18 protein-coding genes are annotated in these 16,300 nt (G+C 43.5%); 5 read left to right on the top strand and 13 right to left on the bottom strand.

The genetic code is table 11. The annotated features are described in order from the left end of the window. Positions 1 to 3: 3 nt before the first annotated feature. Positions 4 to 1,164 carry a metallophosphoesterase gene (locus tag FK220_RS18340; protein ID WP_152575820.1) on the bottom strand — a complete coding sequence of 387 codons (1,161 nt, stop codon included), beginning with the start codon at positions 1,162 to 1,164 and terminating at the stop codon, positions 4 to 6. A 136-nt stretch (positions 1,165 to 1,300) separates the two neighbouring features. Beyond that, on the bottom strand, positions 1,301 to 2,152 hold the full coding sequence (locus FK220_RS18335; RefSeq protein ID WP_238719105.1) for a DUF5694 domain-containing protein: 852 nt from the start codon (positions 2,150 to 2,152) through the stop codon (positions 1,301 to 1,303). A 148-nt stretch (positions 2,153 to 2,300) separates the two neighbouring features. Here FK220_RS18335 and FK220_RS18330 point away from each other — a divergent pair, with 148 nt between their 5' ends. Continuing rightward, positions 2,301 to 2,885, top strand: a complete 585-nt coding sequence (locus FK220_RS18330; protein WP_152575819.1) for a GIN domain-containing protein — start codon at positions 2,301 to 2,303, stop codon at positions 2,883 to 2,885. A gap of 99 nt (positions 2,886 to 2,984) precedes the next feature. On the opposite strand, the gene FK220_RS18325 is transcribed toward FK220_RS18330, so the two are convergent. The 9 genes from FK220_RS18325 to FK220_RS18285 form a co-directional block, all read right to left on the bottom strand. Next, positions 2,985 to 3,332, bottom strand: a complete 348-nt coding sequence (locus FK220_RS18325; RefSeq protein WP_152575818.1) for a hypothetical protein — start codon at positions 3,330 to 3,332, stop codon at positions 2,985 to 2,987. Positions 3,333 to 3,619: 287 nt separating this feature from the next. Further along, positions 3,620 to 4,333, bottom strand: coding sequence for a pirin family protein (locus FK220_RS18320; protein WP_152575817.1), 714 nt, complete (start codon positions 4,331 to 4,333; stop codon positions 3,620 to 3,622). A gap of 267 nt (positions 4,334 to 4,600) precedes the next feature. Continuing rightward, a complete protein-coding gene (locus FK220_RS18315) occupies positions 4,601 to 5,239 on the bottom strand; it encodes a hypothetical protein (RefSeq protein ID WP_152575816.1) in 639 nt (212 codons plus the stop codon). A 374-nt stretch (positions 5,240 to 5,613) separates the two neighbouring features. After that, positions 5,614 to 6,942, bottom strand: a complete 1,329-nt coding sequence (locus FK220_RS18310) for a DUF58 domain-containing protein (RefSeq protein ID WP_152575815.1) — start codon at positions 6,940 to 6,942, stop codon at positions 5,614 to 5,616. Positions 6,943 to 6,944: 2 nt separating this feature from the next. Beyond that, positions 6,945 to 7,889, bottom strand: coding sequence for an AAA family ATPase (locus tag FK220_RS18305; RefSeq protein ID WP_238719114.1), 945 nt, complete (start codon positions 7,887 to 7,889; stop codon positions 6,945 to 6,947). Positions 7,890 to 7,995: 106 nt separating this feature from the next. Next, positions 7,996 to 9,207, bottom strand: a complete 1,212-nt coding sequence (locus FK220_RS18300; protein ID WP_152575813.1) for a DUF4350 domain-containing protein — start codon at positions 9,205 to 9,207, stop codon at positions 7,996 to 7,998. Further along, positions 9,200 to 9,934 (bottom strand): DUF4129 domain-containing protein, encoded by a 735-nt coding sequence (locus FK220_RS18295; RefSeq protein ID WP_166204989.1) that lies wholly within the window; start codon positions 9,932 to 9,934, stop codon positions 9,200 to 9,202. Before FK220_RS18295 ends, FK220_RS18300 begins: the two co-directional genes overlap by 8 nt. Positions 9,935 to 9,936: 2 nt before the next feature. Then, a complete protein-coding gene (locus tag FK220_RS18290; RefSeq protein ID WP_152575811.1) occupies positions 9,937 to 10,824 on the bottom strand; it encodes a hypothetical protein in 888 nt (295 codons plus the stop codon). Next, positions 10,821 to 11,780, bottom strand: coding sequence for a stage II sporulation protein M (locus FK220_RS18285; protein ID WP_152575810.1), 960 nt, complete (start codon positions 11,778 to 11,780; stop codon positions 10,821 to 10,823). Before FK220_RS18285 ends, FK220_RS18290 begins: the two co-directional genes overlap by 4 nt. A 33-nt stretch (positions 11,781 to 11,813) precedes the next feature. Here FK220_RS18285 and FK220_RS18280 point away from each other — a divergent pair, with 33 nt between their 5' ends. Beyond that, positions 11,814 to 12,530: an RDD family protein gene (locus FK220_RS18280; protein WP_152575809.1), complete on the top strand. Its 717-nt coding sequence runs from the start codon at positions 11,814 to 11,816 to the stop codon at positions 12,528 to 12,530. Between the two features lie 3 nt (positions 12,531 to 12,533). Continuing rightward, positions 12,534 to 13,148 carry a trimeric intracellular cation channel family protein gene (locus tag FK220_RS18275; RefSeq protein ID WP_152575808.1) on the top strand — a complete coding sequence of 205 codons (615 nt, stop codon included), beginning with the start codon at positions 12,534 to 12,536 and terminating at the stop codon, positions 13,146 to 13,148. 119 nt (positions 13,149 to 13,267) lie between these two features. Here the strand turns inward: FK220_RS18275 and FK220_RS18270 are convergent, their stop codons facing one another. Then, positions 13,268 to 14,005: a peptidylprolyl isomerase gene (locus FK220_RS18270; RefSeq protein WP_152575807.1), complete on the bottom strand. Its 738-nt coding sequence runs from the start codon at positions 14,003 to 14,005 to the stop codon at positions 13,268 to 13,270. A 3-nt stretch (positions 14,006 to 14,008) separates the two neighbouring features. Between FK220_RS18270 and FK220_RS18265 the strand changes: the two genes are divergently transcribed. After that, positions 14,009 to 14,650, top strand: coding sequence for an NUDIX hydrolase (locus tag FK220_RS18265; RefSeq protein WP_152575806.1), 642 nt, complete (start codon positions 14,009 to 14,011; stop codon positions 14,648 to 14,650). A gap of 147 nt (positions 14,651 to 14,797) precedes the next feature. Next, positions 14,798 to 15,622 carry a lysophospholipid acyltransferase family protein gene (locus FK220_RS18260; protein WP_152575805.1) on the top strand — a complete coding sequence of 275 codons (825 nt, stop codon included), beginning with the start codon at positions 14,798 to 14,800 and terminating at the stop codon, positions 15,620 to 15,622. A gap of 26 nt (positions 15,623 to 15,648) precedes the next feature. Here FK220_RS18260 and FK220_RS18255 read toward each other — a convergent pair whose 3' ends face one another. Continuing rightward, complete coding sequence (locus FK220_RS18255) at positions 15,649 to 16,296, bottom strand: hypothetical protein (protein WP_152575804.1); 648 nt, start codon at positions 16,294 to 16,296, stop codon at positions 15,649 to 15,651. Positions 16,297 to 16,300 lie beyond the last annotated feature (4 nt).

The raw sequence follows: 16,300 nt of genomic DNA, 5'->3' as shown, positions 1-16,300 counted from the left end.
AAGTTATGGAAAATTGAGCGGAATAAATTGGCTGGAAATAATTTTTCCATCCTTTACCTCGTATAGTGTGAAGCCGGAACGAACGCGAAATCCGTTGTATTCAAAAGTATCCGGCCGTGTGATGGCAGAAGTCTGTGCGAATCTGGTGGAGGACCCCAAGAAGTCACTTTCTTGGGCAGCATGGTAATGTCCGGCCAAGGCCAGGGGGTACGAACGGTTTCCAATGATCGTTTGTACTTTGGAAAAATTATGTACGATATGGCGATGGGCAAGTCGTCCTTTTTGTACCAGTAATTGCGGTCCATAGAACTCGTGATTTTCGAAATCCTGAAACGAAAAGCCCGGAGAGACAAAAGGAATGTGGTTAAAGGTTATGATTGGGGTATCCAAAGGGAGATGCTCTAGGTCTTTTTCCAGCCACCGCAGTTGTAGCGAATCGACTCCCCCAAAATAGTACTGATCTTGATAGTCGACCCCATCGATGGAAACAAAGTGAATTCCACCGTAATTAAAGGAGTAATAGTTAGGTCCCAAATACTTTCTAAACATTTTTTTCCCGTAGAGCGGATGATCTTTCGAAACGTTCGATTTGTCCCGTTCGATTCCGAACAGTTCATGATTACCGACCCCGCTGTAGACCGGCATCTTGAATTTGGCAATTTCCTCGACATAGAGTTGATAGTAGTTGCCGGCGACCTGCTCGTTCACACGCAGCGCGTCCCTGATCAGATCGCCGGAGACCACAATAAAATTGGCTTCGACCGAATCGGCCAGTTGTCGAAAACGCTGCATACGGGGAAGGTTGAGCGAATCAACATGGGTATCGGAAGCATGTATGAATTTAAAGTGTTGCTGGTTCTGCCGTTGCAATGGGAAATTTAGCTCCGGAGCCTTAAGGTGGTAGTAGGTACCGGTATAGCCGGTAGGCAAGCTGATAAATACGTAGGGAAAATTGTCACTGGGACTGAGCACAAAAGCGCCTTCTTCATCGGTCTGTACGGTCTGCCATTGGTCGGAAACGGTTACCATGGAAATACCCTTTTCACCTAAATCCTTTTCTCCATTACGGTTGTCGTCTTCAAAGACCATTCCCCTTATTTCAGCCGTTTGACCAAAAAGGTGGGCCGAACATAGCAGGCCAATGAATAAGAAGAGTATTTTCATAAACGGGTCGTTACCGAAAGATAGTGATTTTTTGGATGTTGGGGGGTCGAGTGTTTCGCATAGCGGATACGGTATCCAAAGTAGATAGAAGTCTGAATCTGCGGGAATTCGATGATTATATCATTAAGAAATATGACTACTTCAGGTATTGGAATACGTCGACGGTCCCGTATTTTGGACTTCTATTCAAAAATTCATTGAGAAAGGCGGTATGGCTTCCACCGGACAGAACAAAGACCCGATCGTTGACCGTCATGGGAATTCTATTGAGGTTGGAATAGATGCGCAAGTTACGCTGGTAGTATTTGGCCGCCTCGTCGGCACCCTCAAAGCCATTTTCAGTACCTGCAAAGGCCAATATATCGGCATTGACGTTGATCAAAAAGTCGAGAAATTTTGGATGGTTCATCATTTTGAGTTTATCCAATAGCGGAAGGCTATCGAGGTTGATGGTAAGCTCGGTATCAAACTTGAAAGGGTCTTTAAAGTAGTCCTTATAGGTGGTGGAATCGATGGCATTTTCAATTTGCTCCCCGATCATGTAGTTGTACCCCATTTTATGGTCGATGCCATAGAGTCGGGCGAGTTCGCTTAAACGACCTACTTCGAAGGCAACAAGGCCCACCTCCCCGTAATAGGTCGTCGGTTCGGGGTTCGAAAGATAGGATTGGTACTCCTGATTGAGTTCCTCGTTCTCCTCCCACGGAACTTCCACGCAGATGATCGTAGGTTTGAATTGGGCGATCATCGCCGCAATGGTTTTGGCGTCCTCTTGATTTTTTCGGTCGTTCTCATCGAATTCCGTGCTGTTGGCATCGGAGGTCTGTCCCATGTGGAACGTTGCAAAATTTAGTACAGGTATCTTCTGTAGCCTATCCGAGCGGGGCGTTTCTACTGACTTGTTTTCGGGTTCGACCACTGTTTCATCGGAAGTGTCCTTGCAACCGAGAATAGCCAAAAATAGCAATAGTGTAATAGCATGTTTCATTTTATTCGTTTTTTAGATGGAATGGGATGATGAATGAGTTGGTAAAATAGGTATTTTTTCCCGATTGGGATAAAGTTTCCGCTATCAGTGTAACATTTCCTTTTCCGACTAGTCTTTAGGGTAACAATCAATCAAAAAACGAACAATCATGAAACTTCGAACCGTTGCGCTTCTCCTCCTATTTTCTACTTCAAGCCTCATCATCGCCCAGCAAACGGAGAACCGGAATTTGGAATCTTTTAATGAAGTAGTACTTTGGGGCAGGGTAGAACTGTATTTGGTCAAGAGCAACGCTCCTTCGATAAAAATCGAGATGAAAAAGAAATATGCCATGACCGACTTTGTAACCAAAGTACGCAACGGGAAACTTCAAGCATATTATAAAAAACCCCATAAACACGATACCGAGCCAAAGGTTATCGTATACCTCTACTATACCGAATTGGAAGGACTTGAGTTAAGTGGATTGGTGACACTTGTTTCCGAAGAAACCATTCACACCGAAAGTCTGGAAATTCAAGGTGATGGCATTGTCAAAGGGGATATCGACGTGGAGGTCAAAAATTTACGTATTTCCCTGGATGGTATCGGCAACATGACCGTCTCCGGAAACGCAGACTGCGCCGAGCTACGGGTAGACGGACTCGGAAAAATAAACGCACGTAAGTTGACCGCTAACGAATTTGAACAACATGCCGATGGTTTTGCCAAAGTACGGATAGGTTCACGGTAACTAGAGAAAGGACTATTCAAAGGTACTCCCTGTTTTTTAACTAATCAAGTAGAGGATGTTTTCCAATAAAAATAGTAGGTAATCAAAACTACTTGCTTTCTACCTTAAAAGGGAGAGTACGAAGTGGTGGGCATTTAACACCACAAAGGTAACCACCGCCATCATTACGAATTTGAGATGGTTTTCTATGAGGGCTTTGTCGACGATCTTTTTTCTTCTATTTAAGAAGGTGAGTCCTACACTGGCGAACAAGGCGGGAAGGAATAGTCCTAAAATAGTATAGAAAAATGCGTAGGCGGCCGCCAACTTTAGTTCCTGCTTGACCGTCGTATGATACAACAGTAACATCACTAGATTAAAGGAACAAATAATGCTGTATGCGATATTTAAAAGCTTAATGCTTCGATATAACATCTGTGGGCGTTGTGCGCTGTCGTTAAGTAACATACTAGCATTTAGGATTTGAATAGGATGATAACGTCGGGGAAGTGGTTTTCGTATGTCTAATAATCCGTAGTAGCCAAAAATAAACGAAGTGTTGCAAAGCGGTTTGGTAAGACCAAAACGCTTGTGTTTTTAACTACCCGTACTATGGAAAAATAGTATTGCGAAGCATGCTTCGCTCTTGCCCGGTAAGGGGTGGTGTTACTACCGTTGGCAACAAAAAAAGGCCCACGATTGTTAGTGGGTCCTTCTTTACATGCTTGTGACAGGCATATTTAAATCAGCCTTTTTTACAAGGCCATAGGCACTTCCATCAATAGCACCTTGGCATCGGTGGTAGCGGTTAAGTCGAATTTTTCGAGTTCCCAGAGTCCATAACCATCCCTTCTTTCGAGTTTTTGACCGTTGACTTCCACTTTGCCTTCTATGACAAAGAGGTAGACACCATTGCCCCCATTATTGAGGTGGTAGGTATCGTTCTTACCCGCTTCGAATTCGCCCAAATGAAACCAAGCCTCTTGGTGTATCCAAACCCCTTGCTCTCCTTTATTTGGGGAAAGAATTTGATAAAAGCGGTTCGGTACCGCGATATCTTTCAACGATATCTGATCGTATCGGGGTTCCACCTCGTTTTTGTTGGGAAAGATCCAAATCTGAAGAAACTTTACGGGCCGATCTTTGTTTTTGTTGTACTCACTATGTTGAATACCGGTACCTGCGCTCATGACCTGTACATCGCCTTCCTTAATAACCGTGGAGTTGCCCATGCTATCCATGTGCTGTAGATCTCCTTCCAGGGGAATTGAGATAATCTCCATATTACGATGCGGGTGGGTACCAAAACCTCTGGCCTCTGAGACCACGTCGTCATTCAATACCCGTAATACCCCGAAGTTCATCCTTTCGGGATTGTGATAATTCGCAAAACTAAAACTGTGATGGGAGTTCAACCAACCATGGTCGGCGTGCCCTCTGGTGTTTGCCTTATGCAAAACTGTTTTCATATTCTTTTCCTTTCTTTTTGTTCGACGTTTTAGTCGTAGCATACCCCAAAAAATTACATGGTTTGAAATGCCTTCGGCAAGTTTTATAGGGTGCAAGGTACGGTACTATACCATTCAAAACTTATTTGTAAAGGCTGCTGGGTAAACGTAATCCATGGATGTATACAATGGAGCTATCGGGAGCTAAATAAGGATAAGGTAGTGATCTAAGGGCTGTCAGATTAGGTAGTAACCCTATTTCGGTTAGGTACCAAGAGCAGAAGGCAATTAGTTGACGGGTTCAGGCAATCCATCTACAATCCTGTACCTTGGTTCTTTTACCATAACGAGCTTATCATTGTAGCCCGATTTCCTAAACGCCCGGCTAAGTCGGCTAAACCGATGTCCGCAACTGGTAAGTTCCAACTTTTGATCGGTCGTTTTGATAAGTATTTTGGTGTCCTCAACCTGAAACTCATTGGGATCTAAACTAAAGTGACGGGCAAAGCAACTGGAGGCCCCTAATGAAGAAAGAATATGAATGGGAGATAACTGAAATGTGTCGATAATCTGTTTGCCCCGTATCAGGGTAATTGATTCGATTTCGTTCGAAAGGATGGAGATGGCATTACGTCGGTGTGGAAAATCGCCTTTCAGCAAAAGCCCCGCCTTAAATATTTCAATACCACAGGGAGTATCTTCCTGTGTGAAATCCGTCCTTAAAAATTTATTTTGAAAGCCTTTTAACCGGTATTCAAACTTATTGCCTTGCAGTGTAAAATTCAATTTTGGCAATACTTTTAGGCCCTGTTGGCGCAATCGCAACAATATATCCATCCCCTTAAAGCGGTTTAAATTAAGTGATTCATAAGATTGAGGCAGTGCACGAAGCACCTTCGGGGGAAGGGCCAAGTTACTATTTTTCACCTAAGTTTTCTATAGTTTTTTCGGGATTAGGATTCAAAATGGCACTAACCCGATTACAGTTTGTCGATGAGCCAGCGTAAAAGACAGGGGGAGGCTGCTTGCCATTTTTGACAAAAAGTTATCAACAATTGCATATTTAATAGGAACATTCGCCCCAAATTTCCACGTCAAACAAACGACCAAGCGAAAGGATGTTATTCATTATTCATTGTAAACGGACAGAAAATGTCCACGGTCGAATGTTTTGGTCCGGTGTACCGCCATTCCAATCCGGCCAAGGCAAACCGAAATGGATGGGAATGCGCGGGACGATAGGAAACCCTGTTTTGAACTTATGTTCTTTGCTGTATTCGATTTTGATTAATACCAACCCGTTAAATAAGACCCCGTGCCTTGATTTCAAGATACTTGTTGATGGTGTTGATAGTCAATTCTTCAGGTTTGGTAAGGATGGTTTGAATTCCGTGTTTTTGCAGTTCTTTTTGCATCAGTTTCTTTTCAAGTGAGAATTTTTCCGCAATGGTCTTGTGATAAATAGCCTGGAGATTTTCGGCATCCGAGGCGATAAGTTCTTCCAACTCTGTGTTCTCGAAAAAAATGACGACTAGTACGTGTTGTTTGGCGATAGCCGTCAAAAAGGGAAGCTGCCTTTTTAAGGCCGAAATATGCTCAAAATTGGTATAAAGCAGCATCAGACTGCGATGGGTAACCTTTCTTTTGAGATGTGCGTAAAGCAAACCGAAATCGGAATCTGTGAACTCGGTAGCGATGTTGTACAGTTTTTCCAGGATGGTGTTTAAGTGTGTCAACTTTTGTACGGCGGGAACAAAGGTTTCTATTTTCTTCGAAAAGGCAATCATTCCTGTTTTATCGTTCCGCTTGAGGGCTACATTGGAAAAGGCAAGGGTTGCATTGATGGCATAATCCAGCAATTTGAGTTCGTTAAAGGGCATTTTCATTACCCGGCCCGTATCGATGATGCTGTAAATAGGTTGGGAACGTTCATCTTGGTATTGGTTTACCATTAAGTGTTTATGCTTGGCCGTAGCCTTCCAATTAATGGTCCGGAAGTCATCACCCAATACATATTCCTTAATTTGCTCAAATTCCTGTGTATGACCGATACGACGAATTTTCTTAAGACCGATTTCGGATAAGCGGTTGCTGATAGCCAGAAAATCGTACTGTTGCATCTGTATGATGCTTGGATATACCGGTACCATTTGGTCCTTTTGGAATACGAAGCGCCGTTTGACGATTTTTAAGGGAGACGAAGCGTAGATATTGAGGTTGCCAAAAACATACTCACCCCGGTCTACGGGCCGAACCGTATAATCGAATTCCCTTTTTTCACCTTTAAGCAAATCGCTCTCGTGTCGAAAGTCGCGTTTTTGAAACTGAACGGGCAGTTCGTCGATGATGGAGATAAAGGTCCTAAAGAAATAGTTTGTTTCGTACTTGATTTTTATGGGATTTAGGTCGCTGTTCGACAGTTTCTGGGGGAGCTTTCGGTCGGCTTTGATGCCCTCTACCGTATATAAGAGATATATATCGAACAGGAAAAGCGCTAGGAGCAACATGGTGAGTAGCCAGGCTACCGGATAGATTGCCGGTACCCAATATGAGAGCATAAAACAGGCGGAAAGTATGGCGATGTACCAGAAAAAAACAGAGTGTATATAGAACGACTTTACAAATTTCATCCTTATCGGGGAATTTCGACCGATTCGGTAATCATTCCCACGACACTTTCGGTGGTCATTCCTTCCATTTCCCTTTCGGGCGTTAGAATTACCCGATGATTTAGTACGGGGACCAAGGCTCTCTTTACATCTTCCGGTATCACGAAATCGCGTCCATTGATGGCGGCAAATGCCTTCGCCGCGTTCAAAGTGGCGATGGAAGCCCTGGGAGAACCACCCAGATACAAATGGGGATGATTACGGGTTTTGGTGATGATGTCGGCGATATAACGAATGATTTTTTCCTCGACAATGATATCTTGGATATTGGCGCGGAAAGCTACCAATTGTTCCGGGGTTACCACGTGGTCGATTTGTTCCTGAGGCTGTTTGCCCTTGCGTTCATGGTGCGTTTGAATAATACGTACTTCCTCTTCGACCGAAGGATAGTCGACTTTGATTTTAAAGACAAAACGATCCAATTGTGCCTCGGGAAGGGCATAGGTGCCCTCTTGCTCGATGGGGTTTTGCGTCGCCAATACCATAAAAGGAAGGTCCATTGGGTAGGTAGTACCATCCATGGTTACCTGGCGTTCCTCCATGGTTTCGAACATCGCGGCCTGGGTTTTGGCAGGGGCACGATTGATTTCATCTATGAGCACGATGTTGGAGAAAATCGGTCCTTTCTTGAATTCGAACTCGGCGTTTTTTACATTAAAGATAGAGGTGCCCAAAATATCGCTGGGCATTAGGTCGGGGGTGAACTGTATTCTGTTGAAGTCCGTTTTTAAGGTTTTGGCAAACAGTTTGGCGGTAATGGTCTTAGCAATACCCGGGACCCCTTCGATCAGAACATGGCCATCGATCAGCAGGGAAACAATCAGTAGTTCTATAAAACCTTCCTGCCCCACGATTACTTTGGCCAGCTCGCTCTTGATATTGGCGACCGCATTTTTGAGGTCTTCCATGGGAATTCTATTGTCGAAATTCAAGGGATCGGTGGTTTCGGGATTGGTTGCCTCGGAGGTATTCTTGATTTCCTCGGGATTTGATCCACCTTCTTCGTTGCCTGTATTATGTTCTTCCATCAGCTCTTTTTTTAAATTTTTCTATGGAGGTATTCAATTTTTTCAATTCTACATCGGTAACTACTTGTTGATTGCGCAAGCGTTCAAAAAATTCGAACAATGACTTCACTTCGTTCACGCTATGAGAACTCCGGGAGGCTAGGTTCTTATAGAAATCTTCTTCCCGATGGATGGTTCCCAAATAAAAGTGAGATCGAATGTACTCTAGAAAGTAGTCTATTTTATGTTCCGCAATCGGTTTTTGCTCCTGTTTTTCATAGTACATGTCGGCAATGGTACGTGTAAATGCTAGGGTTTGATTTTTTAGCGGGCGTACTATGGGAATCGCCCTCTGCTTTCGTTTACCTTCAAAGAGCACATAGATAAGGGCGCCGATCAACGCGAGATAATAGGCCCATTTTAAGGCCTTATTGTTCAAAAATATGTACATGGGCGACGTATAGAAGGCTTTTCCATCCTTATAATAATTATCCATATACAGTGTGCTTTTTTTGTCGATGTAGGAAAGCAATCCCGCGGTGTAGTCTTTATTGCTATTTTTAAGAATAAAATAATTGGTGACTGCCTTTGGGAACGTACTTAGGATGATGGTCCCCTTGCCAAATGGCTGTTTTACAATATTGACATACTCCTGATTTGAGGTACCGGAAAAGTCTTTGACCATGCCGAGTATCTTTGTCCTTGAGGTATCTATTTCACCGAAGTACGGGGTGTAGCTATCCTTTAGGAAGGGGTATTCCTTTTCCGGATGTAGTTCGGGATGTACCATGCGGTGACCAAAACCTTGGTCATCATTTAATTCCATAAACAGGTTTTGGGTGTCGAGCCCCAAGGTATCCAACAGTTCCGGTTCAAAGGCACTGGAAGCGATGAAAAGGCTGTTCCCTTCCGCGGTCCATTCCAATAAGGTGTTCAATTCGGCTTCCGCGAAGGCCACGGAGCCGTTCGCGAAGAAATAGGTCCCTTTGATATCGGGGTGGTCGTTTAAATATTGGTAAGGGGGTCTCGTGACCTGCTGCGTGTTGGGAAAAAGTTCCTCCACGAGCGTATTGAAAACATAAGATCCATATGGGATTTTGTGTTGGGCCACAAAGGAGGGGAACCAATTCAGTTTTTTGGGTTGGTTGTATTGCAACAGTAGCAACAGCCCCAAAGTGAGTACGGCAATAAGAATGTAGACGCCTCCTTTTTTACGCATTTCGATCCAAGGTTTGTTGTAGTTTTTGAAAAGCGCGTTCGGCTCTTTGGTACTTGGCTTCGTCCAAACTAAAACTGCCGTACCATATATAATCGTACAAACGGGTAATTGTTCGAAATGGTCCTTTGAGTTCCTTGGATTGAAGTTCCTCCAAATAATCGTCGTTCGTTTTCTGCAATTGCCATTCAATAAGATTTTTGGCACTCATTTTTTGAAGGATGAACAGGTAATAGTAACGAATTGCCAAACGGTAGTCTTTTGCGGTCAATGCCTTTTGAATCAGTACTTGGATATCTTCATTTTTGATAAGGTGTTCCTCTTCGGATAGTACTACCAACGACTCGTCCTTTTTTGCCAGTTCCATGGCATTGGCGTTTGCTTTAAGGAAAAACTTGATCAAAATAAAAATAAGTACTCCCAGCAGTATATAAGGAATGATTCTTATAAAATTAGCTAGAAATCCTACCGCCTTTTCCGCTCCAAAGACCCATTCGAAAAAACGAAGGAGTACATTTCCAAGCCATTCCTTGAAATCGTCCCACCACGTTCGTTCGGTCTTCACGACTTCATAATCAAAGGCCGGGTCGTTTCGATAGGCTTCCAAACGGTCCTCACTGATTTCCACTACTTCCAATGGCTCCCAATCATATGTAATGGGAATAGTATCTTGACCGAGGGAAGCACTTAGGCTCAAACCAAAAAGTAGGACGAAAAGCAGTTGCTGCATAATTAGTTTTCGGGGGTTTCACCTAGATTTTGTATCCGCTCATAGGCCCCGGTAAAATTTTTCTTCTCGTTAAGATTGAAATAAATGAGCGCTCCGGCAACCAAAGAAATGATGTTGAGCATAAATTGGGCTACCGAGGCCATGATGTTCAAAAGAATATAGATAGGGTCTTTTACGGTATCTATCATACTTTCTGCATCCATTTCCCCACTGAGAATTCCCATTTTGGCATAGGTATAAATGGTTCCCGGTAACGCAAAGGCATAGCCGGCGATTCCTACAATGACGGCCACTATCAATAGGGTGGCAAAGGTCATCCACCAATGGTCTTTAACCAGGTTAAAACTATCGCCATAGGCCTCTACCGCCCCTTTCCGGTTGAATACCATGATACTAAATGCCAACGATAGGGGCACCCATAAATAAATACCTGGAAAGCAGCAGATCATAAAGCCAGCGACCAAGGAGATGGCAACTAAAAAAATAAGTCCGATGAATGACAGTAAAGTGGCGTAAACATCGTTACGAATCGCTTCGTAATTTATTTGGCCTCTTCCCGCCGTGTACGATTTGATATAGTGTAACACGGTCGATTGTGAAACAGCGTACACGATCAAAATAGAGACCGCATAGAAAAACATCAGGCCGAAAATCAAGAAACCGTTCGTCAAATCCGGGTCGTACGACTCCAAGGCAAAATTGAATTGATTGCCGACGTAATAAAGGTAAAGTGTCAGGGCAATGATCATTACCAAAAGGTACGGACCGACGATTTTAAAAAAAACGCTGAAAAATGATTTGAATTCATTTCGCATGAAGGCAAAGGTATCCGACAGAATATCCCCCAGTTCCCGTTGTTTTTTAAATTCGATGAAGGTATCGGTATTCATAAGATGGTTTTTTTATGTAATTGGCGTGGATAAACTACGTAGTAAAAAAGAATCAATGCCAGCGATGCTGTGATGATAACGATGGCCAACCAATCGGGCATTTCGGTATGCCTGGTAACGAAGCCTTCCAAAAAACCGGCGACTATAAAAAAAGGGACCGTACTCAACATAATTTTTAATCCGTTAATGACCCCCCTTCGAAATGATTCGAGCCGCGTGTAGGTACCGGGAAATAACATGCCGTTTGCAAGCACGAGACCGGCACAACCCGCTACAATAATGACTGCGATTTCGATGGTGCCGTGAATCCATATGGTGCGTGCCGATTCCCAAAAGAGTCCCTTTTCGTAAAAAAAATATTGAAAGCTTCCCAACATAATAGCGTTGGACATCATTACGTATAAAGTGCCGATACCCAATAGGATGCCAAAGGCAAATGCCAACATCGCAACCCGAATGTTATTGATGGTAATGCCCAGGAACATATTGAATTCCCCCATTTGTTTGTAGACTGCCATTGGATCCCCGTTCTCGATATTTTGCAAGGTCATGTTTACGTAACCGTCCCCAAGGATGGAACGCACAAAATCCCCTTCATTGGCCGAGGAGAAGGCCCCAACTGCGGTAAAAAATGTGAAGACAAGAAAGGCGATGAATAATTCACGTTGATGGCGGTAAAAAAGGGATGGGAATTCTGTTTTCCAAAAACTAATAATTCGATTTTTGGACTCTTTCCTGGTCTTATAAATCTTCTGATGGGCTTGGGATGCCAAGGCATTCAGGTAGCGTTCCGTATTGCTTTTTGGGTAAAAGGTCTGGGCGTAACTAAGGTGGTCGGTAATTTCGATATAGAGGTCGGACAATACATCGGGGGCTATCTTCGTTCTGTTGGAGAGTGCACTTTCAAAAGTGGCCCATTTGTCTTTATTTTGCTTGACGAAGGCAGCTTCGCGCATTTCAAATTTGGTTTATACCAAAGAAACAAAACTATGGAACAATTTCAAATAGAAACTGCCCAAAATATAAGCATCAGCCAGAATACGGCGCATTTGGGAGACCGCATGTTGGCTTATATCATCGATAGTTTTGTCATTATGGTGTACGTTATTCTCACCATTGTGCTGTTGGTCTCGATGGATGTAGATCCCGCCGATCAATGGGCCTTCTATTTGCTGTTGAACCTTCCCGCTTTTTTATATTACTTGCTACTGGAAACCTTCATGGATGGTAAGACCATTGGTAAAAGCCTGATGAATATTCGTGTGGTGAAGCTCGATGGCTCCAAACCTAATTTCTCCAGTTATTTCATTCGGTGGATTCTTCGAGTTGTGGATGTGTCCCTGACCTCGGGCGGACTCGCGGTATTGACCATTCTCGTGCGTGGAAAAGGGCAACGTATCGGGGACTTGGCGGCAGGTACGACCGTAATCAGTGAAAAGAAACGGGTGAGCCTACAGGATACGCTCTTACGGGAACTCCCTGTCGATTATCAGGCCAAGTTTCCCCAAGTAACCGTTTTTAAGGATTCTGAAATACAGACCATCAAGGAACTTTATGATTCGGCAAAGCGAAACGGGGATCACCAAATTATAGTTTCCCTCAGCGACCGGATCAAGAAAGTTACCCATATCGCTACCGATTTGAAACCCATCGATTTTGTTGACATTGTAATCAAGGATTACAATTTTTACACCCAACAACTCTAAGAAATGTTCTATTTCGCCATTGATATTTTAGGCACCATAGCATTCGCTATCTCGGGAGTGGTGGTCGCAATGGAGAAAAAGTTGGACCTTTTTGGAGTCTTTATTATTGCTTTCGTTACCGCAGTGGGTGGGGGAACCTTACGGGATATTTTGATTGGTTCCACACCTGTGGTCTGGCTTACGACGTCTGTATATCTGTTTACGATTTTGGGGGCGGTAATTTTTGCCGTACTCTTCATCGATTATCTGAAATACCTAAGAAAGTCTCTTTTTTTGTTCGATACCATCGGAATCGGCCTTTATACAATGGTGGGTATCGAAAAAGGAATCTCGGCAGACCTGATACCCATGATGTGCGTTGCCTTGGGGACCATCACGGCAAGCTTTGGTGGGGTTATCCGTGATATTCTATGTAATGAAATTCCGGTAATCTTTAGAAAAGAAATTTATGCCACCGCTTGTATTCTGGGAGGGGCAGGCTACTTTGTCCTGAAAAGACTGCCTATTGAACCGACATACGCCTATATAGCCGCCATTGTGATGATTATCATCATTCGATTATTCGCGGTGCGGTATCATATTTCGTTACCAAATATTTACAGAAATGGGAATCGGTGAGGTGCAAGCCCAACTGTCAGGTTCAAGACCTGGGATAAGGGAGCTTATACCAATTGTAAAAGTACATATCCAACCTTCCTTCTGCCTGCTGCCAACACCTACCGGATACTGAATACGGCTCATTCAAGAACTTCCATCTTTTCTATGTAGATATTTTGATAGGGCCAGTCCCCTTTGCCTACAGGCTGTTGATTTATTTTGTCGACCACGTCCATTCCTTGGATTACCTTTCCGAAGGGGGTATAGTCCCCATCCAAGTGGTAGGATCCCGGTTTGGTCACTACGATAAAGAATTCATAGGGGGAGGCCAGCATATGGGGGTTGTTGATTTCACTACTGGGCATCGAAATGGTTCCACGATGGTGTTTATAGCCTTTTCGAGTATCGGGTGGAAGCAGATAACGTCCTATTTCCTTTCGTTTGTTGGCTGTTTCCATATCGTCGGAATTACCGCCTTGGATAATGAAGTCTTTGACCACCCTGTGAAATTGGGTGTTGTCAAAATAGCCTTTACGCGTCAAATAGATAAAGTTTGCCTTATGGTAGGGTACGTTATCGTAGAGTTGCACCGTGAAATCCCCCAGGCTGGTAGTGATTTTCACTTTGTTTTCGGTAAGCCCTTTTTGGTAATCGAAGAAAAAATCAATAGCATTTTCCTCATTGAGCTTGAATGGCTCTTCTTCTTCCTCTTTTTTCTCCTCGATCTGTGCTACGACGGAATCTTTTTGAACAGGGGCCGTTTTAACGGGAGTGGGGGTCGATTTGGGTTTATCTTTGCATCCACCCAAAAAAAATAGTGCTATTATTGTCGTAATGGCGACTTTTGCAAGAAGGGAAAAAGATTTCAACGGGTCCATACAATGAATTTTCAGTTATTCGCGCAACGCGTTTCAAAAATAAAAAATCTACCCTTACCGGGGGAAGACTCCCATTTTAAAATGGCCCCGGCTTTTCGTTTACGGGAATTGGCTGCATTACGAGCAAATAGGAAAAACCCTAAGAAGGCAGGCGTACTGGCTTTGTTCTATCCGGATACGGAAGAGCTTACACGTCTGCTGCTTATCCTTCGAAAAAAGTATCAAGGGGTACACAGTAATCAAATCGGCTTTCCCGGAGGAAAAGTGGAGCCTCAGGATAGTGATTTGATGGCAACCGCCTTGCGGGAGACCCATGAGGAAGTAGGGGTGCCGCCCAAGCAGATCCAAGTAATCAAATCGTTGAGCGAGGTATACATTCCCCCTAGTAATTTCGAAGTAAAGCCCTTTATTGGACTGGGCAAAGGCAAGCTTTCGTTTACCCCTCAGGAAAGCGAGGTAGAAGCCCTTGTGGAAGTACGTCTGACCGATTTTATCGATGATGCCAGGCTGTTCACCCAAGAATTGAGTACCTCGTATGCCAACAAGGTAGAAGTCCCCGCGTTTGATTTGAACGGGCATACCGTTTGGGGTGCTACGGCCATGATGCTCAGTGAGATCAAAGAACTGCTTCGGCAAGTTTTGTGAACTAGGGAATAGGGAAGAGAAGTCAAGGAATATGACTTGGGGCCTTGAGGAATTACGGCAGGGAATATAAAAAGGGAGGCATGGGCAAGGCGAAGAAGCTCTGTACTTTTAGATTTCGTACTTCTAATTTCGTATTTTAGCGTTCCTATGGGACTATTTAAAAAAAATCCTTTTGGCCATATTCTCTTTTTAAAGAAATGGCTCATCCGAATTCTAGGAGTAATTACCCATGCCCGATACAAGCAGTTCAATAAGCTGGAAATCGAGGGATCTGACGTTATTCGAAACCTCCCCGATACCAACGTGCTTTTTGTAAGCAATCACCAGACCTATTTCGCCGATGTAGTGGCTATGTTTCATGTGTTCAACGCCAGTTTGCACGGTAGGGACGATACGATAAAAAATTTAGGATACCTCTGGAAACCCAAATTGAACGTTTACTATATCGCAGCCGCCGAGACCATGAAAAAGAGTTTGCTGACCAAGATATTGGCCTATGCGGGATCGATCAGTGTAGAACGCACGTGGCGCTCAGAGGGCAAGGAAGTGAACCGGCAGGTAAAGATGAGCGACATTTCGAATATTGCCAAGGCCCTCAAAGACGGGTGGGTCATTACGTTTCCCCAAGGAACCACCACCCCGTGGAAACCTTTGAGAAAGGGAACCGCACACATCATTAAACAATACAAGCCCATCGTTGTTCCCGTGGTCATCGATGGTTTTAGACGCTCTTTTGATAAAAAGGGATTACGAATCAAGAAAAAAGGGATTTTGCAGTCAATGCATATCAAGGAACCCTTGGAAATAGATTATGAAAATGAATCTTTTGAATCGATCATAGAAAAATTGGAATACGCGATAGAGCAGCACCCTTCCTTTTTAAAGGTAATTCCACAGGAAGAACTTTTAGCCTATGAGGAAGAACATAAGGAGCGCAGATGGCGCAAAACAAAATCGGGTACCAGTGTATGAATCGAGAGGATATCCAGACACCTGACTTAGACCTCCAATCTTCTCAATTCGGTATAGTTCTTTTTTAACTTTCTTAGAAGTAGGCCATATAGTAGAAAATAAATAACCCCCATGGCAAAGGTAAGTAACACCCCGACAATACCTACGGCCATCATAAGGCTTAGTTTCAATTTTTCAGGGGAAACATCCTTGGCTTTTTCACCGAAATCCAAATCGCTTAGAAAATCGTTGTTGAGGTAGATTCCGATAACGATTACGATAACCATCACCAGTACCATCGAAAGGGAAAAGATGATGTAGTTTTTTACGGTTCTGCGGGTCTTGATGATCTTACGCATTAAATTTTTGGAATTGTCCAAGACGGAGATTTCCCTGTAACGGCGATAAAACTGGAAAATGAAATATAGGGCAATGCTATAGGAAAAAATTGACATGGCCACAAAATAGGGCGACATGCTATTGTTTTGATACACACTCAATACGTCCCTGGAAGAAGGTAGTATATATAACAAATGAGGTAGCGTAAACTCCAATATACTGATAATCAATATCCATTTAACGATGGAAGAAGATTTCTTCCAGGTCATTTTATGGATTTCATCGTATGACAATTTGGGCATTAGTTCGTCTTTCTTCTGCCAGTCCTTTTTTAGTAATTCGAGTTCGTCCATCATATCC

Origin of the sequence: Pelagihabitans pacificus, from assembly GCF_009371985.2 — a bacterium.
Lineage (GTDB): Bacteria > Bacteroidota > Bacteroidia > Flavobacteriales > Flavobacteriaceae > Pelagihabitans > Pelagihabitans pacificus.
The sequence above is the reverse complement of the archived record's forward strand: the minus strand, read 5'-3'. Positions and strand labels throughout refer to the sequence as shown.